The following is a 24,958-nucleotide window of genomic DNA, read 5'->3' as shown; positions in this document are numbered from 1 at the left end:
CATATTTCAGGGCACTCCCCTTTATTAGTATTGCATCAATGTCAGGACATCGTGCCCTTTCAATTTATCTCTGCCATGGAGGTAAGTCAGTTCAATCAAAAATGCACATCCGGCCACAATACCTCCAAGCTCTTCCACAAGCTTGATGGTTGCTTCGATCGTACCGCCTGTCGCTAATAGGTCATCCGTAATTAAAACACGCTGTCCTGGTTTGATGGCATCTTTATGAATGGTAAGAACATCTTTGCCATATTCCAGACCGTAATCGACTTTAATCGTTTCCCGTGGCAGTTTTCCTTCTTTCCGAACGGGGGCGAAGCCTGCTTCAAGTGCGTAGGAGACAGGACATCCAACTATAAATCCTCGTGCTTCTGGGCCGACAATCAAGTCAATATCCCGGGACTTGGCGTATTCCACAATTTCATCGACAGCAGCTTTAAATGCTTTGCCATTATCCATTAGTGGAGTGATATCCTTAAATTTGACCCCTTTTTTCGGCCAATCTTCAACAATAGCAATATGTTCTTTAAAATCCATGTGTAACTTCCTCCTTAACAGCCTGATCCTTTTCCCCGAGATACTGGTCAAACCAGGCTCTCAGCTCCCGATAATTCGAATAATAGAGCTGTTTCTCTACCTGTAATTGATGTATTTTCTTTTGATACGTTTCCGATTCACTCAAATCCTTCTTGGATGGAGAAGGATGAAGCGAAATTAGTCCATTTTCTATTTTAACAAACTCTAAGTCAAAAAACACCTGGGATATAAAAACAATAGTAGCTTTGTCCCAGCCTTTATAGGAACCTATTTTTCTGGCATCCTTGTTTAAATCAAGTGATTTTTGTTTCAGTAATAAGGCATAGAACCATTTAAAATCATCTCTGGATGGTAATTTATTGAGAAAAGCACCATCTGATACCCGGTAGCACGCATACACTTTCTCTGGTATGGTCTTTTTAATTATAGCTGCTAAATCTTCCAAACTGGCAGGGAGGTCAAGCAGGACAAGCCCCTTTATATGTGCTGGGTCATAAAGATTAAGCTGTTCTGGACCTACTGCAGGAATATCAGCCACACTTTTTGTTTCTCCATTGAAGGAAATAGCGAGATGACTGGAAGTATCGGCAAGGGAAAGTTTCTTTTCGACGTAGCGGGAGCCACGATAATCGAACAGCTGCCATTCAGAAACGCGGATATCTTTAATCATCAGCTGGATCTTCTTTCTTCCATTCCATTCGTTGATACCAAGTTCTCCAATTGCCTCCAGATTTGCATGGGGAGAGATTTCACCGAACAGTTCCCCCATCCCGAAAGCTATACCATCGAGCATAGTACCCTCTTTTGAAAACTGTAATTTCAAATGGTTCTGTTTACTGCCAATCTGCCTGATTTCTTTAGGCGGGTGGACTATATGGAATATCGGTTTTGGGTTGCCCATACCAAATGGACTCAGTTTGTCAATTTCCTCGATTTGTTTTAAGTCTAACTCAGCGATATTAATAGTTTCTTCCACTTCCATCGCTTGAGCAAAATCTTCAGGTGACAAATGTTCATCAGCCATCTGGTTCAATTCTCTTCGGAGCTCATTTATATTTTCTATAGGGAGCGTCATACCAGCAGCCTGTGCATGGCCTCCAAAATGTTTAAACAAATGTTTTACTTTCATGCAATTTACAAATAAATCGAATGCCTCAATACTCCGTGCTGAACCTTTTGCTTCCTGTGTTTCTTCGTCGAAGCTCAGCACTATTGCCGGACGATCGAAACGGCCGACAAGACGTGAGGCTACAATTCCTAATACACCGGGATTCCAACCAGCTTTACCGATGACAATTACGGATTCATTGTTCCCGGTAGCATCTTCCTCTAACATTCTTTCAGCTTCTTCAGCAATTTCTGCGACTATTTTTTGGCGTTCTTTATTCAGCTTGTCTATAAAATCCGCCAGTTCTTCTGCCCTTGATGGATCTTTTGTCAATAATAGCTCAACTGCCGGAGATGCATCCTGAAGTCGCCCAACTGCATTTATCCTTGGTCCGATCATGAAGCCAATGGATTCTTCATTCATTTCCCCTTCAATCCCGCATATTCTTCGCAAGGCCTTGATGCCTGGACGAGATGAATTAGATATCGCCTTTAGACCATAGTAAGCCAGAACCCGGTTTTCATCCCGAAGCGGTACGAGGTCAGCAATCGTACCAATGACGACTAAATCTAACAGCTCTTCAGGAAGCCTTCCGAAAAGAGCTTCGGCGAACTTGAAGGCGACTCCAACACCAGCCAGTTCCTGAAAAGGATAATCTGTGGAAGCTTTCGGATGGACGATTGCATAAGCATCTGGAAGCTTTTCCTGTACCTCATGGTGATCGGTGATAATCAAGTCCATCCCGAGTTCTTTAGCAATATCCGCTTCTTCAATTGCTGCAATTCCAGTATCCACAGTTATGATGATATCCACACCATTTTCTTTGGCATCCCTGAATGCTGCTTCATTAGGGCCGTAGCCTTCTGTAAAACGGTTCGGTATGTAATAATCGCATTTGGCTCCAGCTTCTCGCAAAGTCTCTACCATAACAGTAGTGGCGCTCACACCATCGGCATCATAATCCCCAAAAACAAGGATTTCCTCTTCGCGCTGAATGGCGGTTCTCACTCTTTCTATCGCTTTATCCATCCCATCCATCAGAAATGGGTCATGTAATTGTTCAAGTGAGGGAGACAGAAAACGGCCGACACTTTCAGGATCCGTCAGGTCCCTTTGCCACAATAATCTTTTTGTTAATGATGAAAGCGAAAGGTCTGATAAAAAACCCGCTTCTTTATGCGTCTCATTATATGTAAATTTCCATTTCATTTTACTTTTTAACATACGTTCACCCCTGACCCACTCATTATACTAGAGCGAATCAGGGGTAGCAAATTAGACTAATCTATTAATTATGGCTGTCTGGAAAAATCCTCTGAATCGCCCGCATGGCCCTTAGTACCTTCAGAGTAATCGTTACTCTCTTCAATAGCTGTCTTATCAGCCTTTTTGGAATTTTTCAAATGTCTCACTTCTTTTTTTAAACGAAATACTCGCACTGACCCTGCCGCAGCCGTTACTATCCCGCCCATCAGGACAGAGGCTAAAATGATGATTATTAACGGTGCCTCACCTGTTCCGAATAGGTAATTGACCTCCACGGGGTCAACATTGATTACCGCAAATATAGCAATCAATAATGCAAATAATAGAGCCAAAATCCAATAAGATTGCGCTTTCATCCCTCTCCCTCCTTTCCAAAACGGCAATTTAAACAGTTTTCCTTTACTATAGATAATACCCGGGCGTCCATCATTTTAACCAAAGCTCTGTTTAATTATGGATGTAACCCTGCAGTTCTCCGCTATATAGAGTGGATTAGTACATAAGAAGGGTCTGGGAGAATGCTTGATAAAATATAAAATAATCCGAACAATTTCCTTGAAATATGTTCGGATTATATGGGTGTGAGACCACCGCTCCGTCCAAATACTTCGCTTTTCGCGGGCACGGCCTCAGCTCAATTGGTCAAGAAGATCACTTGACCAATTGGATCTTCGACTCGCGCTGTTCCCGCAGGGGGTCTGCGTATTTGGATTACGCTAATGCTCTGCGTAAATACGATTTAATTTTAATCGTTCGTTTCTGATATCGTTGTTTTACTTATGTCCCGTATCCCAAGAGCGACGGTATTATACTTGAGGGCCGCCAGTATTTTTCTTTTTCTCGAAGCTTATAGGGTTGTTTTTAATATTTCTTCCACGCCATACCAGCCACAATTGGGAGGCGATAAACAAGGAAGAATAGGTACCTGCGAGTAATCCTACGACAAGTGCAAAGGAAAAGTTCGTTATGGAGGTAGCACCGAAGGACAACAGCATCACTGCCGCAAATACAACGGTCAGTACTGTATTGATACTTCTTCCAAGTGTCTCCATCAAACTCTTATTAACTATTTCAGCAAGTTCACTGAACGATTTTACTTTCTTTCTGCGTTGAATGTTTTCCCTTATCCTGTCAAAAGTAACAATCGTATCATTTACGGAGTAACCGACGATTGTCAGGATAGCAGCAATAATCGTAATGTCGAATTCCAGCTGAGTGATACTGAACAACACCAGCATTAAGAAGGCATCGTGCAATAGTGCAATGATTGCCGTTATAGCGAAAAAGAATTCGAAACGGATGGTGACATAGATTATGATACCGATAGAAGCATATAGGATAGATAAGGCTGCATTCTTAGCCAACTCCTGCCCCACTATCGGAGATACTGTGCTGACATTCGGTTCGCTTCCGAACTTATCATTGTAGTAAGTCTTCACTTTATTGATTTCATCCTGATTTAGTACACGTTCAAACCTCAAAACAGCAATATCATTCTCATCGCCAGAGATGACAACTTGTTTCGGAGTGATATTGAACTGTTCTTCAAATGTTTCCTCTACCTGTTCCGCATTCACTTCCCCATCTGTCATGATGGATACCCGTGAACCACTCGTAAAGTCAATGCCTAAATTCAAACGCATGGTTGAAAGGGCTATGACACCTGCCACTGCAATAATAATGGAGATAGTGAAAAATCTCTTCCTGACGGAAACAAAATCAAATTTGCGCCCAAGAAACTTGGCATCGTATTCCTCTCCATCTGCTATATCCTTAATATCTTTAGACTTCACACCAAACCAAGCCGGCCGTTTACTCAGGAATCTGCTTTTTACCCACAAACCTAAGAAGAACCTGGTTCCATAAACGGAGGTAATAAAACTCACCAGAATGCTCACGATCAACATTGTTGCAAATCCTTTTACGGAGCTTGTACCAAACATGAATAATACAACTGCCGCAATTAAGGTAGTTATATTCGCATCAAATATTGTGGAGAGGGAGCGGCTGTTCCCTGCTTTGAAAGCAGCCATAACCGACTTTCCGGACTTGATCTCTTCCTGAATCCGTTCATAGGTAATGATATTGGCATCAACTGCCATACCTACACCCAGAATCAAGGCGGCAATACCCGGCAAGGTCAATACACCATTCATCCATTCGAAAACAAGCAGAATCATATAAATATAAACACTTAGTGTCACCGTCGCAATAACACCCGGGAAACGGTAATAAAGCATCATATAAATGAAAATCAATGCTATACCGATGACCCCTGCAATTATTGTTTTCGTCATCGCTTGTTCGCCAAACTGGGCACCTACAGATGTGGAGTACATCTCCTCCAGGTCAACCGGCAATGATCCGGCATTCAAAATATCCGCCAGGCGCTGGGCAGACTCAGGGGTGAAATCTCCTGTAATCATAATTTGCTTACTGCGGATCGGACCATCGCTAAAGCCGGGTGCCGATATGTATTTGGGATCTTTTTTTCCATATTCTTCAGCAAAAGAAGTCTCTTCATCATAATCCATCCAAATTACCATGAGGTCATCTGGATAAGGAGTGGAAGAATCCTGTGGCATATTGCTGATTTTTTTTGATACCTGATAAAACTTATCTGGATCCTTCACTTCCAAAGTGACTACTGGAGCATTCGTTTGGGAGTAGGACTGTGCAGCACTTCCTTCAACCAGGTCAGAACCATCCATATACTTTTTTCCAGTAACATCACGGAATGAAAGCTGGGCGGTTGTTGACAGTAATTCTCTTGCTTCCGCCTGGTCTTCTACTCCGGCAAGCTGAACACGAATCCGGTTCGGCTCTTCGATACTGATGTTTGTCTCACTGATACCAAGAACGTTGACACGCTCTTGCAAGGAACGGACGGTTGATTCCAGAACCTGACGATTCACTTCCTGCCCTTCATCCAGTGGCTCAACTTCATATAAAATTTCAAACCCGCCCTGCAAATCCAGGCCAAGCTTTATATCCTTCGTTATCCCTGTGATCGTACCGCCAATTGTTCCTGCCAAGATTAATACTACAAGAAAAAAGGCTACGATACGGCCTCTTTTTACCATACCACATTGCTCCCCCTTTATTGACTCGCAAAGATGCAGCTTCCTGTAAGATGTAATATGCCTAATGACATAAAGAGGGTACAAGGTCCTGCCTGGCATGTTGGCTTCTTTGATGTCAGGCCCTGCCTCGTACCGCTGCATACGCTCTATTTTCACATTTTACCAATAGCATTATTATAGAAATCTTTCATAGTGAGTGTCAAACTTTCCTATATTTATTCTTTCCTGCTGTCTTTTCCATTGTCAGGCTGGAGTGCTGCAATCGATGCCATTAAATCATCTTCCTGATGGGCCTGTACAGTCAAGTAGCTTATGTAAATGGAAGTGTTCAAGTGCAAAATATCTTGGACTACTTCATGTAAGTTTTTTGCCGGATCTCCTTTCCACACCTTCTTCTTCATGCATTGCCAAACATCTTCACTTTCAGCTTTGGAATAGCCCATATGCTGGAATTCCTCCACCTTACTTTGAATTACAGGACTGACTTGTTTTTTCCAGAAACTCACCGGCTTTCTAGTTTCCATGCGCTTCCTCCTTACGATCGGGCAACCCCTGTCTTAAATGCCTGTCATGCTTGGCCACCTCTTTCGCATATACATTCATTGTATATGAATTTTATCACTTTGAGAAGGCAGGTCGTTAGCCATGACCAAGCAAACATTTCTTCAGGGGACGCTGATATTAATAGCAGCCGGAATGATCACACGACTTTTAGGGTTCGTGAACCGTATTGTTCTTGCACGTGTGATGGGAGAAGAGGGTGTTGGATTGTACATGATGGCTGTCCCGACCTTGATATTGGCTATCACATTGACCCAATTCGGACTGCCTGTCGCGATTTCCAAACGTGTAGCAGAAGCAGATGCAGAAGGAGATGTACAAAAAATAAAGCGTATCCTGGTGGTATCCTTGGCCATTACCGGGATTCTGAGTATCTTTTTTACAAGCCTGATGTTCTTGTTTGCCCCTTGGGTTGCAGGTCATCTCCTTACAGATTCAAGGACATTGGTGCCGTTGCTTATCATCGCGCCTATTGTACCGATTATAGCGATTTCCTCCGTCCTTCGCGGATACTTCCAGGGCAGACAGAACATGAAACCACAGGCGTTTTCTATGGTCATTGAACAGATCGTCCGTATACTCTCTGTAGCCTTTTTGACTAAATTGATGCTTCCTTATGGACTTGAATACGCCGCTGCAGGGGCAATGGTTTCCGTTATTCTTGGTGAACTTGCTTCCTTGCTGTTTATGCTTCACATGTTTTCTTTGAAAAAAAGATTCAAAATGCGCAGAAAGTTTATGAACTACCTCCAATCTGGAAAACAAACATTGAATGAATTGTTATCCATAGCTATTCCAACCACGGGAAGCCGTCTGATTGGGTCTGTTTCTTTGTTCCTGGAACCGATATTGGTAGCTCAAAGCCTTGCGCTTGCTGGTATTACTACGGTAATTGCCACAAAACAATATGGAGAGCTGGCAGGCTATATTCTCCCACTGCTTGTCATGCCTTCTTTCATAACCCATTCTTTATCAGTCGCTTTAGTTCCTTCCATCAGTGAGGCAAGTGCGAAAAATCAGATGCAGCTTATCCATTATCGTATCCACCAGTCCATCAGACTATCTTTTGCCTCCGGTGGTCTTGCTACAATCTTACTGACCAGTTTCGCCCCTACGATACTCCAATGGATGTATGGAACTAACAATGCAGCTTATATGCTCGCGCTGATGGCACCATTCTTTTTATTGCTATATATTCAGTCCCCTTTGCAGGCAGCTTTGCAGGCACTGGATTTAGCTAAAGCTGCAATGTGGAACAGCTTGATAGGAGCTGTTGTAAAGTTCACGGTATTAGTCGGCCTTGCCTCACAGGCATCCTTTGGAATAAGAGGTGTAGCGATAGCAATTGTTGTAGGAGTACTAGTGGTCACTTTCCTTCATTTAGCAGCATTGATGCAGGCAATTAAATTCAGGATACCTTTCGGAGATTTGACTAAAATGGCTTTACTGATCGGACTGACGTGGTGGGTCGGAACGAAAATGAAAGAAGTATTCCATTATAACATGTCCGAGCATTCTCTCTTTCTACTGATCGGCGTGATTTTATCCATTCTATATATTGTTTTGTTATTTATTTTAAAATTCATTACAAAAGAAGAATTAAAACAAGTACCTTTCTTCAAAAAGTTAATTAAATGAATATACCAAAGACAATAGAGGGTGTTCTGAAGTAGGTTTAACGCTTCAGAACACCCTCTGTTATTCTGTGTATTCATCTTTCTGGTCAAAAAACAAAACTCCATTTTCATCAATGGAACAGAATGAAATTTCCTCTTCTGTATTATAGCCTTGCTTTTTAAGCTCGTTAAGCAGCCAGCTTTTATTCTTTTTCACTTTCTTTAAAGAGTCGTACTGGATCAGACCGTCTGCAATCAAGGGTATGGAATAACCGGTCGTATGCTCTGAATTATTCTCATCCCTTTCCAGGACAGACAGCTTCCCAGTAGGTTCGAGAATAGCATACTCCACATCCTGGATGCTGTATATATCTTTTTCTCTGAGCTGGAGCATCAGATCATTGAAGTTATAGCGCTGCTTTTTCATTTCATATTCATCTACTTTTCCGTGTTTGATAATAAATTTTGGTCTGCCATCGAACCATTCCCGAAATCTTTGACTTTTCAAGGACATGAAAGCTGTGACTCTCTGAATCAGTAAAAGTACCGCCATCGGTAATATCGCATGAAAGATGGATTTATCAGGCTCCTCTATAGAAAAAACTGCAATCTCTGCGAGCATGACAAATACCACGAGATCCAGTACGCTCAGCTCACCAATCTCCCTTTTCCCCATCAGACGAAGAATCAATAATATGAGAATATATGTTAATAATGTGCGAATTAAAATTGTGCTTATATCAAAGCCCACGCGCTGTCATCCCCCGGTTGTTTTGTATGCTATACAACCGTTAAGATATCCCAAAATCTGTATTTTATCCGCCTTTAGCATGAAGGTTCTATACTTATGATAAAAAGGCGACAAGGTAGCGGAAATAGATGTAAATTGTGGCGATAAGCAATGAAAAGAACAGAACAGGAATCCCGTAAATTAAAAAATGAAAGAAAGAAATCTCTTCCTTTTCACGGGCAGCCAAACCTGCAACCACAACATTTGCAGAGGCACCTAATAAAGTACCGTTCCCCCCAAGGCATGCCCCCAAGGCAAGGGACCACCATACGGGATCAAGGTTCATCATACCGTATCCCTTTAATTCTTCGATGACTGGAATCATTGCAGCAACAAATGGGATATTGTCTATGATTCCGGATAACAGGCCGGCACTCCATAAGACTAGCAATGATGTAACAGGAAGATCTCCTCCAGATACCCACATTAACCCCCGGGCAACTTCATCAATGATTCCCACCTGCTCAAGGCCTCCCACCAGCATGAACAGCCCGATAAAGAAAAAGAGGGTTATCCACTCTACCTCCTGGAAAACCTTTTCACTGGCCACCTCATTATCTGTTAAAAGCAGCAGGAGGACAGCAGCACACACAGCTATAGTCGTCAGTTCCACATGGATGAATGGGTGCATTAAAAAACCTGCCATGGTTAACCCCAATACGGAAACAGATTGATAGAGCATAGGAGTCCTCTTCAAATATTCCGAAGCCCTTAAATCCATCAGAAGCTTCACCTTTTCAGGCTGGTATACTAGCTTTTTTCTAAACAACACAATAAGTCCCAGAAGGGTAAACCCAAAAATGACCACTACGACTGGCGCAAGATGAACAATAAATGATACAAACGTGAAATGAGAAACCGCCTGGCCGATCATGATGTTAGGGGGATCCCCTATCAATGTTGCTGTTCCACCAATATTAGCACTGAAAATGGTAGTAATCAGATAAGGAAAAGCAGGTAATTGTAGTTGTTTAGTCAACGTTAGAAGAATTGGCACGAATAAGAGGACTGTTGTTACATTATCCAACAATGCAGATCCGAATGCAGTAAGTACTGCTGTTCCAGCCAATAATGGAACCGGTCTCCCTTTTACAAGCTGTGCAAACCGAATTGCTATATATTCAAAGATTCCCGTTTTTCTCGTAATAGCCACCAGGACCATCATGGCAAACAGTAATGCGATTGTATTCCAGTCGATGTAGTGGGTGAACGCATCCTCCCATTCATAGACATTGGTCAATAAAAGTAAGACCCCACCTGATATTGCTACGAGAGCGCGGTTTATTTTTTCTGACATAATCAGCCCGTAACTGATTACAAAAATAAGTAAAGCGATACCCGTAATCATAAACCTGTCCCCATTTCAGCCTTTTCTAACATATCTATTCAATGGAGAATAAAATTATATGCTTCTATATGGATCGTTTTCTACATATATTGTATGGACAAAATAGACAAGGAGGGGCGTCATGAACAAAGACATATGGAAAGCGCTTGGATATGGGCTGGCAATCATTCTCATCCTTATGCTGTCCAGCAGTTTCGTATTAGCCTTGCTGCTTCGGTTTACGGCAATCGATGCGAATTTACTTAATTGGATGTCATTAATCCTTGCTTTGCTGATTTTGTTTACCGGTGGAGCTACAGCTGGACACAGAGGGCAGGAGAAAGGCTGGATGTACGGACTAATGACTGGTGGTGCATTCTTGGTGTTTATTGTGCTGTATCAATATCTAGGTCTTGATAAAACGGTATCACTTGGACAGCTGCCTTACCTCACTGGTATGGTTGCTGCTGCGTTGATCGGTGGTATGCTTGGTGTTAATATCAGAAGCACGTCAACGTCAGGCACGAAAAAATGACTCCAGCGTAATGCTGGAGTCATTTCTTTTAGTCCTGATTAAGTACCTCACGAACTGCGCTGCGATCGAAGGTCAGTTTAGTGCCATTTTCTACTGTGATTACGATAGTTCCTTCATCAATGGCATGGATGATGCCATGCAACCCCCCGATTGTAATGATTCTATTTCCTTTTTGAAGATCCGCTTGCATTTGCTGTATCTTTTTTTGTTTCTTTTGTTGTGGGCGAATCAACAAGAAATAGAAAATGACGAACATCAGGATAATTGGTAACAACCCGAGTAATCCATCCATTTTCATTCCCCCTCTCTAAAAGTTCTTTGCATTTGGTTTATTGAAACCATATTGTTCAAAAAATTCTTCCCGGAAATCGCCGAGACGATCTTCTCGTATGGCTTCACGCACATGCTCCATCAATTTTAACAGAAAATAAAGGTTATGGTAAGTAGTTAATCTGAAACCAAAGGTCTCGTTGTTTTTCACAAGATGCCGGATGTAGGCACGTGAATAATTCCGGCAAGTGTGGCAGTCACAATGCTCATCAATCGGCCGGAAATCCCTGGAAAACTTAGCGTTCCTTACAACTAACCTTCCAACCGATGTCATGCATGTACCATTTCGCGCTATTCTGGTCGGCAGCACACAATCAAACATATCGATACCCCTGACGGCACCATCAATTAATGAGTCAGGTGAGCCGACGCCCATCAAATAACGTGGCTTGTTTTCAGGGAGAAGCGGTGAAGTGAATTCAAGTACACGATTCATGACATCCTTTGGTTCTCCAACAGATAAACCGCCGATGGCATACCCTGGAAAGTCCAAGGAAGTCAAATCCCGGGCACTTTGCCTTCTTAATTCTTCATACTCACCGCCCTGTACAATACCAAACAGACCTTGAGAATCAGGCTTCTGATGAGCCTCCAGGCAACGTTCCGCCCATCTGCTTGTCCGCTCTACCGACTTTTTCATATAGTCAAATTCGGCAGGATAAGGAGGGCACTCATCGAAAGCCATCATTATATCGGAACCAAGAGAGTTTTGGATCTGCATGGCTTTTTCAGGTGATAAAAACAGCTTTTCCCCGCTGATATGATTACGGAAATGGACACCCTCTTCTTTTATTTCACGTAAATCGCTAAGGCTGAATACCTGGAACCCGCCGGAATCCGTAAGTATCGCACCGTCCCAGTTCATGAATTTGTGGAGGCCGCCTGCTTCTTCAATGATATCTTCTCCAGGGCGAAGCCAGAGATGATAGGTGTTGGAGAGAATGATATTCGCCCCCATCTGTTCTAACTCTTCCGGGCTCATCGTCTTAACAGTCGCCAATGTCCCAACCGGCATGAACGTCGGTGTATCAAATGACCCGTGCGGAGTATGTACCTTTCCCAGGCGAGCTCCTGTCTGCCTGCACGTTTTAATAAATTCATAAGTAATTGCCATACTAGTTAAATCCTCTCTTTCACTTGATGAACATGGCATCCCCGAAACTGAAGAAGCGATACCGCTCCTGTACAGCTTCCTGATAGGCCTCCATAATGAAATCACGGCCTGCAATCGCACTGACGAGCATGATCAATGTGGATTGCGGCAAATGGAAGTTTGTAATCAATCCATCTATCGCCTTCACCTCTTGCGGGGGATAAATAAAAATATCCGTCCAGCCGGAAGCCTCAACGAATCGGCCATAATCTCTCATGATGGTTTCTAATGTCCTTGTAGAAGTAGTCCCGACAGAAATAATCCTTCCCCCGTTTTCACGTACACGGTTCAGCTGTTCTGCGGTTTCTTTCGTCACCTGATAAAATTCTGCATGCATGTCATGGTCCTCGACATTTTCCACACTGACAGGACGGAAAGTACCTAAACCGACATGAAGCGTAATATAGGCAAGCTCTATACCTGATTGTTCGATTTCAGAAAGCAATTCATTCGTAAAATGAAGACCTGCTGTTGGTGCTGCAGCCGATCCTTCCTCCCTGGCATATACCGTCTGATATCGCTCTTTGTCCGGTAACTGCTCCTTGATATAGGGAGGAAGAGGCATTTCACCCAGGGCTTCCAGAACCTCCAGGAAAATGCCTTCGTATTCGAATCGGAGAAGGCGCCCGCCATGGTCCTTCATTCCAGTACATTCAGCGGTCAGTCTCCCTCCCCCGAACGACACCTTAGTTCCGGGTTTCACTTTTTTAGCCGGTTTAACGAGTACTTCCCATTCGTCCTCTTCGGTCTGATGTAAAAGAAGCACTTCCACTTTTGCTCCCGTATCTTCTTTAACTCCGTAAAGCCTTGCAGGGAGTACGCGGGTATCATTCAATACGAGGCAATCTCCAGGCTGAAGATAATTTTTGATATCGGAAAAACGGCTATGTTCGATGCTTTTTGTTTGTTTATTTAATACCATCAGTCTGGAGGATGTCCGATCGGCCAGGGGAGTCTGTGCGATCAGCTCCTCCGGTAACTCGAAATCATACTGCTTAATATCCATAACAATCCCCTATCTGAACTCATCTGATTTTGCCAATAAAGTAAAAAATCAAAGAAAGTATTATACTGACTACAATGGATGTCACAATCGGAAAATAAAAGGTAACATTCCCTTTTTTGAAGGTGATATCACCAGGAAGCTTCCCGATGAAAGTCCATAACAGGCCGATAATAATAAATACGGCCCCTATTACAATAAATATTTTTCCAAAGCCGGTCAAGCACCTGGCACCTCCCGTTGAAAATGCTGATAAGCTTTAGGCGTAGCAACCCTTCCTCTTGGTGTGCGCTGAATGAACCCGCTTTGAAGCAGAAAGGGCTCATATACATCCTCTATCGTCTGAGACTCTTCTCCAATAGTGGCTGCAATCGTATCCAGTCCGACAGGGCCGCCTTGAAAGCCATCCATAATACCAAGCAGGAATTTATGATCAATGTGATCAAGGCCGACAGGATCGACTTGGAGCATTTCGAGCGCCTCCTGAGTAGTTGCCAGGGTAATTCGTTCTTCCCCTTTAACCTGGGCAATGTCCCTCACTCTTTTCAGCAATCTGTTAGCAATACGCGGTGTTCCCCTGGACCTTCTGGCAACCTCTATTGCCGCATCATGATCAATTCCAACCTGAAATATATCCCCTGTCCGCTCGACGATGTCACACAAGTCCTTTGTATCGTAGTACTCCAATCTGCTTAAGACACCAAACCGATCCCTGAGTGGGGCTGACAGCAAGCCTGCCCTAGTAGTAGCTCCAACTAATGTGAACGGAGGCAGGTCAAGCCGTACGGAACGGGCACTTGGCCCGGTTCCGATTACGATATCCAGGCAAAAGTCCTCCATTGCCGGATAGAGAACCTCTTCCACGGACCGGGGCAGCCGGTGAATTTCATCAATGAATAATACGTCTCCTGCCTCTAACGAAGACAGAATGGCAGCCAAGTCACCCGCACGCTCTATCGCAGGTCCAGAGGTCGTACGGAATTCGACTTCCATCTCATTTGCGATAATTGAAGCAAGGGTTGTCTTTCCAAGGCCAGGAGGCCCATATAATAAAGCATGGTCCAATGGTTCATTTCTCATGCGTGCTGCTTCTATAAAAATTTGAAGATTCTTTTTTGTCTTATCCTGTCCAATATATTGCTTTAATCTCTGCGGACGGAGGCTCAGTTCAATGGACGCATCTTGTTCCTGCAATTCATTCGATATCATTCGTTCTTGTTCTTCCAATTACTCCCCTCCTCTCTAGCCATTTTTCATCATAAGCTGAAGGCCTTTTCGGACAAAATCGTCCACGTTGTCCAGCTTCTCTTTAGCTAATGCAGGTCGGAGCGACTTCAGCTCTTTATCGGAATACCCTAATGCCTTCATTGCTTCGAGTGCTTCTTCGACAGCCTCCCTGCGCGCACTAGGAGAGCCATCTTCTTCATAAAATAATGAGGCCTCGTTTTCCTTATCTGGCAGCCATGCCACTAATTTACCTTTCAAATCCAGAATCATCTGTCTGGCTGTTTTCTTTCCGACTCCAGGGAATCTAGTCAAGAACTTCTCATCCTCCTGCTCGACAGCTGCTACAAATTCAGGCACACTAACCGATGCAAGAATGGCCAAAGCCCCTTTCGGCCCAATTCCTGAGACATTAAGGAGCTTTGAAAACAAGGCTTTATCCTCACTTTTTTTAAAACCGTATAAAGATTGGATATCTTCTCTGACGTAATGGTATGTATAGATTTTCACTTCTTTTTGCTCAAATTCCTGGAAGGCAAATGGGTTTGCACAAATGACATCATAACCAACCCCATAAGCTTCTATGATTACACTATCATCATCTATGTCTGTCAATTTTCCCCGTAAATATGAAATCATGTTGTCTTTCCTTTCCCAAATTACATAGTCGATTTCTCTTGTAATATTGTATCACACAAGCACATGTTCGACTAACAAAAGTCTACGAGATTGAATACTCATGGGAATCTCGCATAGAAAGAACCACAAGGGCCGCGGAAATGCTCTTTATACTTCAAGAGAACCTTGAAATCTTGTTTTTGATTCACGCTTATTGCGTGCCGGCGGATGCTTGCCGTGAGCAAGGCCTAAAGCTGACTTGGTCTAGTAAATCACTCTCTAAGGCGGGTATCAACAAAAAAAACAAAGGGCTGCCCGTAAGTCTATTTCAGACTTATGGGACAGCCCCGTTTTATTAAAAACATAACTATTTTAATCCTTTGTGTTTTCAGTGACCTTTATAATTTGTGTGGCTTCTATCTTTTTTGAGCTAGTTTGGTATAGGTTTTGACAACTGCCCGGAATTGCTCTTTATCAGTAATTTTGATACCATTCTTCAAATCTTTCATACGCCAGCTTTCCAGTGTATTTACTGGCAGCGGGAAGAATGATTCAACGGCCTTACCATGTGCCGGGCGTCCAATGAAAATTGTTAGTTGATTGTTTAAATCTATGCCAAAGTATCCATCTGCCTTTACTTCTGGTGACAAATCGTCTACCCTTTTTTCAAACTTTAAATACCCTTCCCCTTGTTCCAGTAATGTCCAACCTTCATAAGCTGCCCAGAAATCTTCCATAGACCAGATCGTTTCCATCTTTTCTTCCACTTCGCTGTTACCATCAAGATAAATAGTTTTGGTAGTAACTTTAACTTCCAGTGGCTGACTGGCAACCAGGGAGGCAGACTCCTTTTTATATTCCGTTTTCTCAGCAGCTTCCCCTGAAAACCTTTCTCCGCCAACGTTTTTATATATCACTGCACCCGTTAGAAGTAATGTGATAACTAAGGTTCTTATCAGTATTTTCATTGTATCACCTCTTCATAAAAAAATAACTTCTATTTCCAGTTTGCCCAGAAATAGAAGCTATTATGATTAATTAGAGGAAGTTAAGTTTTCAATCATTTCTTCATTCGCTTCCAGGTTATGATAGATGTCCTGCACATCATCATTATCTTCTAGCGTATCAATCAATTTCAGCATTTTTGCCGTGTCGTCCTCCCCTAAGGAAGTGTAAGTCTGAGGAAACATCGTTATCTCTGCAGTTTCAAACGAGAACCCGCTATTTTCGAGACTGTTCTTTACCTCAGTAAAATTTTCTGCTTCTGTATAGATTTCGTATGCATCCTCACTTGTTTCCATTTCATCTGCCCCGGCTTCGATAACTTCCAAAAGCATACTCTCTTCATCGACTTCATGGCTTTCCCGGTTAACAACCAGAAATCCTTTCCGATCAAACAGGTAAGATACACACCCATTTTCCCCGAGGTTTCCATCGTTCTTATTAAAAGCATGGCGGACATCGGCGGCTGTCCTGTTTTTATTATCGGTCAGCACCTTAACCATAACAGCCACGCCGCCAGGACCATATCCTTCGTATGTGAATTCTTCATAATTAACTCCGTCTAAGTCCCCAGTTGCCTTTTTGATTGCACGATCAATATTATCGTGGGGCATATTGTGCGCCTTCGCTTTATCGACAGCCAGTCGAAGAGCAGCATTGGTTTCTGTATCGCCCCCGCCCTGCTTGGCAGCAACGAAAATTTCACGTGCCATTTTCATGAATACTTTACCCCGTTTGGCATCCTGGGCATTTTTCCTTCTTTGTATATTCTTCCACTTAGAATGACCAGCCATGGACATTCTCCTCTCCTTCAAACAAATAATCACTCCATGTTACTATACCATAATATAGGAACTGCTTGAAGGTGTCTTAAGCGGCTTATTCAGGCTGAAAACGTTTAAGAAATTGATTGATTTCTTCTTTCACTTTTTCAGGTGCCTGGGCTGCACGTACACGGGCATTCAGGTTTTTCATTTCATCCCATTTGCTGTAATTTGTATACACATATATCTCTTCGACATCTGTCATTGCATCTACTCTCTCTCTGATCAACCGCTTAACGGAACGGTCTCTACGGGAATAAGGATCCAGCATGACAGCAACCATTACTCTGTTCTCCGTCGCAATAGCCTGAGTCATCACAACTTCTTTCATCTCATTTACTTCTCTTGTAATTGCCAGGGATTGTTCATTATAAAAATCATTATCATGTCCCCTGTTGGTTTTTTCGTGTTCTGCGTTCTTCATTTCCTCTTCTTCTTCCTGCTTAAACAAATTAGGCGCTCCGTGTCGTGGTCGATAATCCTGTTGTACCCCTTGTTCCCTGTCATCTGTTACGGACTCATATATGTTCTGCTGGTCCTCCTGCCGGGTCTCATCAGCAGTATTACAGCCAGAGGTTATTACTAATAAAAATACAAAGCCAGTCAATGGTTTCTTCCACATAAAAAAACCTCCTTTTCCCTTATCTTGGTTCAAGGAGATTTTTTTAGTCTGTAAAAATAAACCACTACCTGATTTTTGGTGGTGCTGCTGCCAACTCACGTTTATGAGCAGACCGGGCATGCAGTCGCTCGATGATTTCTCTATCCTTTTCTGGAACCGGTTCACCTTTCAAATGCTTATCGATCATATCATAAGTCGTGCCCATCTCATTTTCGTCGGTCTGACCTTCCCAGAGCCCTGCACTAGGCTTTTTGTCTATTACATCTGTTGGCACATCCAGAAAGCGAGCCATTTCCCTTACTTCCCCTTTGGTAAAGTTCACCAATGGGACAAGATCAACCCCGCCGTCCCCATATTTTGTGAAATAACCGGTATACCATTCGGCGGCATTATCAGTACCTACCACTAAATAACGGTAATTCGTTGCCAGGCTATACAACGTACTCATGCGAAGCCGTGCACGTAAGTTGGCGTCTGCCAGCTTGGCTTGCTTTTCATTCCATGCATTCTTTTTCTCCAACTGCATTTTGATTGTGGAAAACATTACATCATGAGCGTCAGTCAGATCTATTTTAACTGCGTCAATCCCACATGCGTCTATTACTGAGTTGGCATGCTGTTCATCATCAACTCCACTTTTACATGGCATGATTGCTCCAAGGGAATTCTCCGGGAAAGCACGCTTGATCAGATTGGCGACGACTGCTGAATCTATTCCTCCACTGACACCTACTAACAGTCCATCCACGTTTGCTTGTTCTGCTTTTTGTTTGAGCCAGTCGACTAAATGGTTCACTTGTTTCTCCATGAAAAAGTTCTTCCTTTCACAAACATGATTATTTATCATAGCATAAGCTGAACTTTTTCAACAAATAAACGCCTTTTTTCCCAAGCTGTTTCCAGCCATTCAGAACAAGCTTCAAGCTCTTTGCTTCCCATATTTCTTTTACGATAAATAAATAGCCATTCACGTAACAGATCACAAGGTACCAGCATCCCTTTCAGCCATTCCTTTTTCCATCTAACTGTCTGAAAATACCTTAACACTTCCAAGCGGGAATGGTTCGTATAGGGGAGAAAACGCTGGCCCAACTGTATTTGATCATACAATTCCGGACCCATATGAAGGAGATCAAAATCGATAAGCTTAACTTTACCCTCAGGTGTGAAAATAAAATTATGGTGGGCTACATCACCATGATTCCATGCTTTACGGTTCCAAGAGTCTTCTTCCACTCTCCCCCAGTCCTGATATCGGAAGTCTTTCAGTGTTTTCCGGGTTGTTTTAACCATTTGTTCAAACAGGTGCTCTTTTCCGTAATAGCAAAAACCAGGACGAGTCTGCTCAAATTCCTGAAGGCGCTTTTCCCATTTGAGATAAAGAGGCTCTCGCAGAATCAAAGGATTTTTTATGCCCTCTGTACTAATGTGAAATTTCGCTAGTATCTCCGCTGCCTTTTCCCTTTCATGATGACTTCTAAAACTCAGATGATGTCCATTTATCCATTCAAATAGCCCCCAATTCCCCATCTTATCGGTGATTATCCATTCTCCATTTGGAAACGGCAGAGATGGTGCAGCAAATTTATCCGCCTCTTTCCACTGCTTGAAAAATTGCTGTTGATGCTCTAATTTCTTGCGGTTCGGAAAGCACTTTAAAGCGAATATCTTATCGTTTTCCATCTTCACCCGGTAAACGTGGTCCTTAATTTTGTTAATTTCCAGCAGTTCAATACCGCCATAATCTCTTAAAAAGGAAAGAAGGCGATTCATTTGGGAATCGCCTTTCAAATCAATCTTCGTCATCGAAATCATCTTGATATGGCATATAGCCTGGATTCATCATACCTTGCTGGTCACTGAAGCTGCCGAATGGACTCATTTGGCCCGGCTGTTGTTGGCCATTAGGCATCATCTGTCCGCCTCCTGGCATCATCTGTCCGCCTCCTGGCATCATCTGTCCGCCTCCAGGCATCATCTGTCCGCCTCCAGGCATCATCTGACCGCCTCCAGGCATCATCTGACCACCTCCAGGCATCATCTGTCCGCCTCCAGGCATCATCTGACCACCTCCAGGCATCATCTGTCCACCTCCAGGCATCATCTGACCGCCTCCAGGCATCATCTGTCCACCTCCAGGCATCATCTGTCCGCCTCCAGGCATCATCTGTCCGCCTCCAGGCATCATCTGTCCGCCTCCAGGCTGCTGTTGAGACTGCGGACTGAATTGCCCTCCAAACATCGGCTGTTGTGCTCCATGGTGACCGCCGTACATAGGTTGCTGCGAGCCATAATGGCCTCCGTACATAGGCTGCTGTGGTCCTCCGCATCCGCAATCATCTTCTTGCCCCATCACTGCCGGAGATTCTTCTCCATGTCCCCACATGGGTCCAGGTTGATACTGGGCAGGCTGTACCTGTTGCGGCATTTGAGAGGAAGAACTTTCATCTTCATTGCAATGATATTCACTGTGTACTAAATGCTCATAAGGCATAGGTGGACAAGGCATTGGCGGACAGTAAACTGGATGCATCACCGGTGGGCAAGGGTGCATCATCGGTGCCTGCTGCATTGGCATCGGCTTTTCCTTCACCGCTTTAGGTGCAACCTTTTCTTTCACTTTTTCTTTGGGCTTTTCTTTCGGTTTGGCAGGTTGTAACTGAGGCATTTGTGGTAAATGAAAAGTTGTATAATAATTTTCCATCTGCTGTTCCATAATCGGCATTTGAATCGGCATCTGGATAGGCTGCATTGGCTGCATTGGCATCATCGGCTTTTCCTTCACCTTTTCATCCTCCATCACCTGGGGAAGCGGCTTAGGTGTTTCTTTCTTATAAGGCGCCTCATATTTTGGCTGTTTCTGAATAGGCGCTTCCTTTTTGGCAGGGGCCTCTTTTTTGACCTGCTTTGTCCCCTGAGGAACTTTTATTTTCATCCCTGGCATAATCATATCCGGATTCGATAATTGGCTGTTCATCTGCTTTAATTGCTCAAAATCCACTCCATATTTTTGCGCAATTTTCCAAAGCGTATCACCTTTTTGAACGACATGAATTCTCAATTTAGTAGCTCCCTTCTATAAACAAATCGAACGATTTGGTCAAGAATTCTTCATAACAACTTATGCATCGAATGGGAAAAGGTTGATGAAAATGCCTAACTTTTTTTAACTGCGACGGCCATAGCCCCTGATTAAAGAGAGTTCCAAAAACTAACCAGACTTTCAGCTGGATAAAACTTAAAAAGATTATCCACAACCATCCAATATTATTTTCTAACATAAAAATAAGGCTGCCGATTTATTATCGACAACCTGATTCACCTGCTCATCCTCTTAGAAAAGGTATTAATCTGTTTTTTGGAGTAATGGTGTGGGGACACTCAATTGATAACTTGGATACGTGCCAAGCAGTTTCAGAGAACATCCCAATGCTTCCAACTCTGCTTCTACACCAGGGAACAATACCTGGTCATAGGGCTGATCAACGTCAATGAGGAAAAAATAATTGCCAAGACCAGTCTTCATCGGTCTGGATTCAATTTTGGAGAGATTCATTTTTCTCCAGGCGAATGCGGCAAGAACTTGATGCAGGGCACCTGCATAATCTTTCGGCAGAGTAACCATAACTGTAGTTTTCTGCTTCTCGGGTAAATGTTCACGTATCTTCATGGTTTTCGGTTGTTTTTGAACCACGGCGAACCTTGTATGATTATTGTCGTAATCATGAATATCATGTGTCAAAATTTTCAATCCGTACTCTTCGGCTGCCAGATGATTGCCAACTGCAGCACCTGACTTTTCACTCCCTGCAACCAACTCCGCCGCCCGTCCGGTGGAAGAGGTATAATGAATTTCGGCATTAGGATAATGTTTGTGCAAATATTGGTGACACTGGGCAATTGCATGACTATGGGAATAGATATCTTCAATAACATCCTGCTTCTCATCAAAATCTTTCTTGACGAGCAAATGCTGTTTGATTGGAACAGACATTTCCGCCACAATGGAAACGTTCACATGATGTATCATGTAATCAATCGTCAAATGCACTGAACCCTCAATGGCATTCTCCAGTGGTACTACTCCTATATCGATTTCCCCTTCTTCGACTGCGTCAAGGCATGCAGGAATGTTTTCATAACTTGTGAATTCCCCTCCATCAAACAAGGCATCCACCGCCATCTTAGTAAATGTACCTTTCGGGCCTAAATAGCCGATCTTCTGCTGTCCAGTCATAGTTATCCTCCTTGCGGCTTACGCACCTGTACTTAGCAGTTCTACTCGGTTGATAAAATCCACTTTTTGCAGTTTACTGATTAACTCATCAATCGTTATTGAACTGCCTGCTGTATTCAATGATAATGTCACATTTGCCTTTCCTTGTAAAGGGATAGTCTGGTGGATTGTCAGGACATTACAGCCGGCTTTTGAAACTGTGCCTAACAAATTAGATAACGACCCTTTTCTATCTTCTAAATGAAAAAACAACGTTATCATATGCTCTTTCACCATTTCCTGGAAAGGATATACAGCATCGCGATATTTATAAAAAGCACTCCTGGACAAGTCGACTCGCTGGACAGCTTCAAAAATGGAGCTGACACTGCCTTCTTCCAATAGAGCTTTAGCTTCAATCGTCTTTTTCATCGCTTCTGGCAACACGTCACTTCTGACAAGGTAAAAATGCTCTTCCTTATTCCCCATGTACACGTCCCCTTTACAACCAGGCTTTCTATATCTTACTCGACGAATTCGAATTCATAATCCAGCAGTCTAACCGTATCCCCGTCTTTAGCCCCGCGCTTCCTCAATGCTTCATCAACTCCCATGCCTCGCATCTGTCGTGCAAAACGGCGAATCGATTCATCACGGTTGAAATCGGTCATTTTGAACAGTTTCTCAATCTGATCTCCATAGAGGACATAGGCACCATCCGGATCACGGGTGATTTTGAATGCAATGTCTTCTTTTTCATATTTGTATAGCACACGTTCCGTCTTTTCTTCTATTGGTGTACTGTCTTTAGGAATTCGATCAAGGGCGTCTGCTACAGCAAACAAGAGATCCTTAAGACCTTCCTTCGTCAGTGTAGAAATTGGATAGACAGGAAAGTCATCCTCAAGCTTATCTTTAAACGCAGACAAATTCTCTTCTGATTCCGGCATATCCATTTTATTCGCAGCGATGATTTGCGGCCGCTCCTTTAGTCTTTCATCATATTCGAACAGTTCCTGATTTATCGTCAAATAATCCTCATAGGGATCGCGCCCTTCACCAGCAGACATGTCAAGGACATGTACAATCACTCTCGTCCGCTCAACATGACGTAAAAATTGGTGGCCAAGCCCTACTCCTTCATGAGCACCTTCGATCAAGCCAGGGAGATCTGCCATGACAAAACTTCGTTGATCTCCAGTTTCCACAACACCCAGATTTGGGGCTAACGTGGTAAAGTGATAATCAGCGATCTTCGGTTTAGCTGCGGAAACCACAGATAATAATGTTGACTTACCGACACTAGGAAAACCTACCAATCCCACGTCCGCAATCAATTTGAGTTCAACCTGAATATTTCTTTCCTGGGCAGGTTCTCCATTCTCCGCAAGTTCTGGTGCGGGGTTCCGGGCTGTAGCAAACCGGATGTTACCCCTTCCTCCACGTCCGCCTTTTGCAATGATTGCCTGCTGTTTATGTTCTACCAGATCAGCAATCACTTCTCCTGTATCTGCATCTTTCACCGTTGTGCCCGGTGGTACAGGAATGACAAGAGGTTCAGAGTTTTTCCCGTGCTGCCCCTTACTCATGCCGTTCTCTCCTCGTTTTGCTTTGAAGTGACGCTGGTAACGGAAGTCCATCAAGGTGTTCAACCCCTCATCAACTTCAAAAACCACGTCTCCCCCGTTACCACCGTCCCCTCCAGCAGGTCCGCCTTTTGGGACATATTTTTCACGACGGAAGGCGACTAATCCATTTCCGCCATCCCCGCCTTTCACATATACATTAACCTGATCGACAAACATGCCCATCACCTCTTCATATCTACATTCATAGTAACTTTGAATTGCTGTGTATCCTGCAAATCTTTCATTGTCGCTTCATAAATGAACCTTTTACCCTGGAGTTCCTGATGCAGTTTTTTCTGATCTTTAAAATCTCCGGTTAACGTGACTAATAGTCTAATGTATTGATCTGTGCCCATTTCCAAATTCAACTCACCTTTATAAAGGACATTAGGGTCACTGAACCTTTCGAATATCCTTATTAGCTCTTCGCAGTAAGCATACATGGTTATATCACGATGGGACAAGTCTACATCGTCGACATTCACTTTGTAGGATAAACGATAGTAAGGATGATCCCAGTTGAAAGATATAAGCCACAATGTCAGGTAAGGAGCTTTAATGTTCATCAGCCTGCGTTCATCTTCGGCACTGGCTATCACTTCATTGATTTTATCTTTCATTTTACCTTCTTTTCCCATGGAAGCATATCCTTGAATCAACTGCAATTGATTCATCCAATCGTGCCGGGCATGTCGCAGCATCCTGATTACTTCATCTGCCTGCATATTCTTCCACGCTCCCTCGTCAGGTATTATGAAAATTATAGCAAAAATCAAATCTTAACTGAACTAAAGCTATTCCCTGATGAAAAAAAGCCACGCTTATGCAATGCACAGCGCGGCTTTTTCGCAGTCTATTCACATTGTTACAGCTGCTTATGCTTCTTGAGCAACTGGGTATACGCTAACTTTTTTGCGGTTGCGTCCGTAACGTTCGAATTTAACGACACCATCCACTTTTGCGAAAAGTGTGTCGTCTCCACCACGGCCTACGTTTGTACCAGGGTAGATTTTTGTACCGCGTTGACGGTAAAGGATGGATCCGCCAGAAACGAATTGACCATCGGCACGCTTGGCTCCAAGTCGTTTGGACTCTGAGTCACGGCCGTTTTTTGTACTACCGACACCCTTCTTTTGGGCGAAGAACTGTAAATCTAGACGTAGCATAAGGCTGCACCTCCTTCATTGTTCGGTTATGTTTATATATTGATTGTAGTCTTTTTCAATCGTCTGTAACGATACCAGCATTCCTTCAAGAAGCAGCCTGGCTTTTTCTTCGATATTCTCTTCCAAATCATCCGGAAGCGTGACATGAAGATATCCGCCATCGCCGCCTTGTTCTATTGCCGGCTCAAATCCGCATATGTGCATGACGGCATTAACGGCTCCGAATGAAACAGCTGAGACAGCAGCACAGACAAGATCTTGTCCATACGGTCCGCTCTCAGCATGTCCGGAAATTTCAAATCCTATCATGCCGGTACTGTTGCGGTGAATGGTCACATTAATCATTAGG

Annotated in this window: 27 protein-coding genes; 2 read left to right on the top strand and 25 right to left on the bottom strand. The window is 43.3% G+C overall.

The window, feature by feature from the left end; translation table 11 throughout:
* Positions 1-24 precede the first annotated feature (24 nt).
* The 5 genes from JOC33_RS17520 to JOC33_RS17500 form a co-directional block, all read right to left on the bottom strand.
* Positions 25-537, bottom strand: coding sequence for an adenine phosphoribosyltransferase (locus tag JOC33_RS17520; RefSeq protein WP_205093843.1), 513 nt, complete (start codon positions 535-537; stop codon positions 25-27).
* Positions 527-2,869 (bottom strand): single-stranded-DNA-specific exonuclease RecJ, encoded by a 2,343-nt coding sequence (gene recJ, locus JOC33_RS17515; RefSeq protein ID WP_205093842.1) that lies wholly within the window; start codon positions 2,867-2,869, stop codon positions 527-529. Before recJ ends, JOC33_RS17520 begins: the two co-directional genes overlap by 11 nt.
* Before the next feature lie 68 nt (positions 2,870-2,937).
* Positions 2,938-3,267 carry a LapA family protein gene (locus JOC33_RS17510; RefSeq protein ID WP_205093841.1) on the bottom strand — a complete coding sequence of 110 codons (330 nt, stop codon included), beginning with the start codon at positions 3,265-3,267 and terminating at the stop codon, positions 2,938-2,940.
* A 450-nt stretch (positions 3,268-3,717) separates the two neighbouring features.
* Entirely contained in the window at positions 3,718-5,994 is a 2,277-nt protein-coding gene (gene secDF / locus JOC33_RS17505) for a protein translocase subunit SecDF (RefSeq protein WP_205093840.1), read from the bottom strand.
* A 215-nt stretch (positions 5,995-6,209) separates the two neighbouring features.
* A complete protein-coding gene (locus tag JOC33_RS17500) occupies positions 6,210-6,518 on the bottom strand; it encodes a post-transcriptional regulator (protein ID WP_205093839.1) in 309 nt (102 codons plus the stop codon).
* Positions 6,519-6,639: 121 nt separating this feature from the next.
* Here JOC33_RS17500 and spoVB point away from each other — a divergent pair, with 121 nt between their 5' ends.
* Complete coding sequence (gene spoVB, locus JOC33_RS17495; protein WP_205093838.1) at positions 6,640-8,193, top strand: stage V sporulation protein B; 1,554 nt, start codon at positions 6,640-6,642, stop codon at positions 8,191-8,193.
* Between the two features lie 60 nt (positions 8,194-8,253).
* Here the strand turns inward: spoVB and JOC33_RS17490 are convergent, their stop codons facing one another.
* Positions 8,254-8,922, bottom strand: a complete 669-nt coding sequence (locus JOC33_RS17490; RefSeq protein WP_338054553.1) for a DUF421 domain-containing protein — start codon at positions 8,920-8,922, stop codon at positions 8,254-8,256.
* Between the two features lie 94 nt (positions 8,923-9,016).
* On the bottom strand, positions 9,017-10,309 hold the full coding sequence (locus JOC33_RS17485) for an ArsB/NhaD family transporter (protein ID WP_205093837.1): 1,293 nt from the start codon (positions 10,307-10,309) through the stop codon (positions 9,017-9,019).
* Between the two features lie 121 nt (positions 10,310-10,430).
* On the opposite strand from JOC33_RS17485, the gene JOC33_RS17480 reads away from it, so the two are divergent.
* Positions 10,431-10,823, top strand: coding sequence for a TIGR04086 family membrane protein (locus JOC33_RS17480; RefSeq protein ID WP_205093836.1), 393 nt, complete (start codon positions 10,431-10,433; stop codon positions 10,821-10,823).
* Positions 10,824-10,851: 28 nt separating this feature from the next.
* On the opposite strand, the gene yajC is transcribed toward JOC33_RS17480, so the two are convergent.
* The 18 genes from yajC to JOC33_RS17390 form a co-directional block, all read right to left on the bottom strand.
* The gene (gene yajC / locus JOC33_RS17475) at positions 10,852-11,115 is read right to left on the bottom strand and encodes a preprotein translocase subunit YajC (RefSeq protein WP_205093835.1); all 264 of its coding nucleotides are present in this window, start codon (positions 11,113-11,115) and stop codon (positions 10,852-10,854) included.
* A 15-nt stretch (positions 11,116-11,130) separates the two neighbouring features.
* On the bottom strand, positions 11,131-12,267 hold the full coding sequence (tgt, locus tag JOC33_RS17470; protein ID WP_205093834.1) for a tRNA guanosine(34) transglycosylase Tgt: 1,137 nt from the start codon (positions 12,265-12,267) through the stop codon (positions 11,131-11,133).
* Positions 12,268-12,286: 19 nt separating this feature from the next.
* Positions 12,287-13,312: a tRNA preQ1(34) S-adenosylmethionine ribosyltransferase-isomerase QueA gene (queA, locus tag JOC33_RS17465; protein ID WP_205093833.1), complete on the bottom strand. Its 1,026-nt coding sequence runs from the start codon at positions 13,310-13,312 to the stop codon at positions 12,287-12,289.
* A 19-nt stretch (positions 13,313-13,331) separates the two neighbouring features.
* Positions 13,332-13,532 carry a DUF2905 domain-containing protein gene (locus tag JOC33_RS17460; protein WP_205093832.1) on the bottom strand — a complete coding sequence of 67 codons (201 nt, stop codon included), beginning with the start codon at positions 13,530-13,532 and terminating at the stop codon, positions 13,332-13,334.
* Entirely contained in the window at positions 13,529-14,518 is a 990-nt protein-coding gene (ruvB, locus tag JOC33_RS17455) for a Holliday junction branch migration DNA helicase RuvB (protein ID WP_205093943.1), read from the bottom strand. Before ruvB ends, JOC33_RS17460 begins: the two co-directional genes overlap by 4 nt.
* Positions 14,519-14,551: 33 nt before the next feature.
* Positions 14,552-15,172: a Holliday junction branch migration protein RuvA gene (ruvA, locus tag JOC33_RS17450; protein ID WP_205093831.1), complete on the bottom strand. Its 621-nt coding sequence runs from the start codon at positions 15,170-15,172 to the stop codon at positions 14,552-14,554.
* A gap of 395 nt (positions 15,173-15,567) precedes the next feature.
* Positions 15,568-16,119: a BofC C-terminal domain-containing protein gene (locus JOC33_RS17445; RefSeq protein ID WP_205093830.1), complete on the bottom strand. Its 552-nt coding sequence runs from the start codon at positions 16,117-16,119 to the stop codon at positions 15,568-15,570.
* Positions 16,120-16,185: 66 nt separating this feature from the next.
* Positions 16,186-16,947, bottom strand: coding sequence for a YebC/PmpR family DNA-binding transcriptional regulator (locus JOC33_RS17440; protein WP_205093829.1), 762 nt, complete (start codon positions 16,945-16,947; stop codon positions 16,186-16,188).
* An 85-nt stretch (positions 16,948-17,032) separates the two neighbouring features.
* Positions 17,033-17,599: a YhcN/YlaJ family sporulation lipoprotein gene (locus JOC33_RS17435; RefSeq protein WP_205093828.1), complete on the bottom strand. Its 567-nt coding sequence runs from the start codon at positions 17,597-17,599 to the stop codon at positions 17,033-17,035.
* A gap of 64 nt (positions 17,600-17,663) precedes the next feature.
* On the bottom strand, positions 17,664-18,407 hold the full coding sequence (gene nadE, locus JOC33_RS17430) for an NAD(+) synthase (protein WP_205093827.1): 744 nt from the start codon (positions 18,405-18,407) through the stop codon (positions 17,664-17,666).
* A gap of 35 nt (positions 18,408-18,442) precedes the next feature.
* The gene (locus tag JOC33_RS17425; RefSeq protein ID WP_205093826.1) at positions 18,443-19,405 is read right to left on the bottom strand and encodes a phosphotransferase; all 963 of its coding nucleotides are present in this window, start codon (positions 19,403-19,405) and stop codon (positions 18,443-18,445) included.
* Positions 19,392-20,660 (bottom strand): SafA/ExsA family spore coat assembly protein, encoded by a 1,269-nt coding sequence (safA, locus tag JOC33_RS20615; RefSeq protein WP_205093825.1) that lies wholly within the window; start codon positions 20,658-20,660, stop codon positions 19,392-19,394. Before safA ends, JOC33_RS17425 begins: the two co-directional genes overlap by 14 nt.
* 285 nt (positions 20,661-20,945) lie before the next feature.
* On the bottom strand, positions 20,946-21,836 hold the full coding sequence (gene pheA / locus JOC33_RS17415) for a prephenate dehydratase (protein ID WP_205093824.1): 891 nt from the start codon (positions 21,834-21,836) through the stop codon (positions 20,946-20,948).
* Between the two features lie 18 nt (positions 21,837-21,854).
* Positions 21,855-22,304 carry an ACT domain-containing protein gene (locus JOC33_RS17410; protein ID WP_205093823.1) on the bottom strand — a complete coding sequence of 150 codons (450 nt, stop codon included), beginning with the start codon at positions 22,302-22,304 and terminating at the stop codon, positions 21,855-21,857.
* Positions 22,305-22,339: 35 nt separating this feature from the next.
* Positions 22,340-23,620 carry a GTPase ObgE gene (gene obgE / locus JOC33_RS17405; protein ID WP_205093822.1) on the bottom strand — a complete coding sequence of 427 codons (1,281 nt, stop codon included), beginning with the start codon at positions 23,618-23,620 and terminating at the stop codon, positions 22,340-22,342.
* A gap of 5 nt (positions 23,621-23,625) precedes the next feature.
* Positions 23,626-24,168: a Spo0B domain-containing protein gene (locus JOC33_RS17400; RefSeq protein ID WP_205093821.1), complete on the bottom strand. Its 543-nt coding sequence runs from the start codon at positions 24,166-24,168 to the stop codon at positions 23,626-23,628.
* A gap of 150 nt (positions 24,169-24,318) precedes the next feature.
* Complete coding sequence (rpmA, locus tag JOC33_RS17395) at positions 24,319-24,609, bottom strand: 50S ribosomal protein L27 (protein WP_205093820.1); 291 nt, start codon at positions 24,607-24,609, stop codon at positions 24,319-24,321.
* 15 nt (positions 24,610-24,624) lie between these two features.
* Positions 24,625-24,954, bottom strand: a complete 330-nt coding sequence (locus tag JOC33_RS17390; RefSeq protein WP_205093819.1) for a ribosomal-processing cysteine protease Prp — start codon at positions 24,952-24,954, stop codon at positions 24,625-24,627.
* Positions 24,955-24,958 lie beyond the last annotated feature (4 nt).

Source organism: Thalassobacillus pellis, from assembly GCF_016908295.1.
Classification (GTDB): Bacteria; Bacillota; Bacilli; order Bacillales; family Halobacillaceae; genus Thalassobacillus; species Thalassobacillus pellis.
The sequence above is the reverse complement of the archived record's forward strand: the minus strand, read 5'-3'. Positions and strand labels throughout refer to the sequence as shown.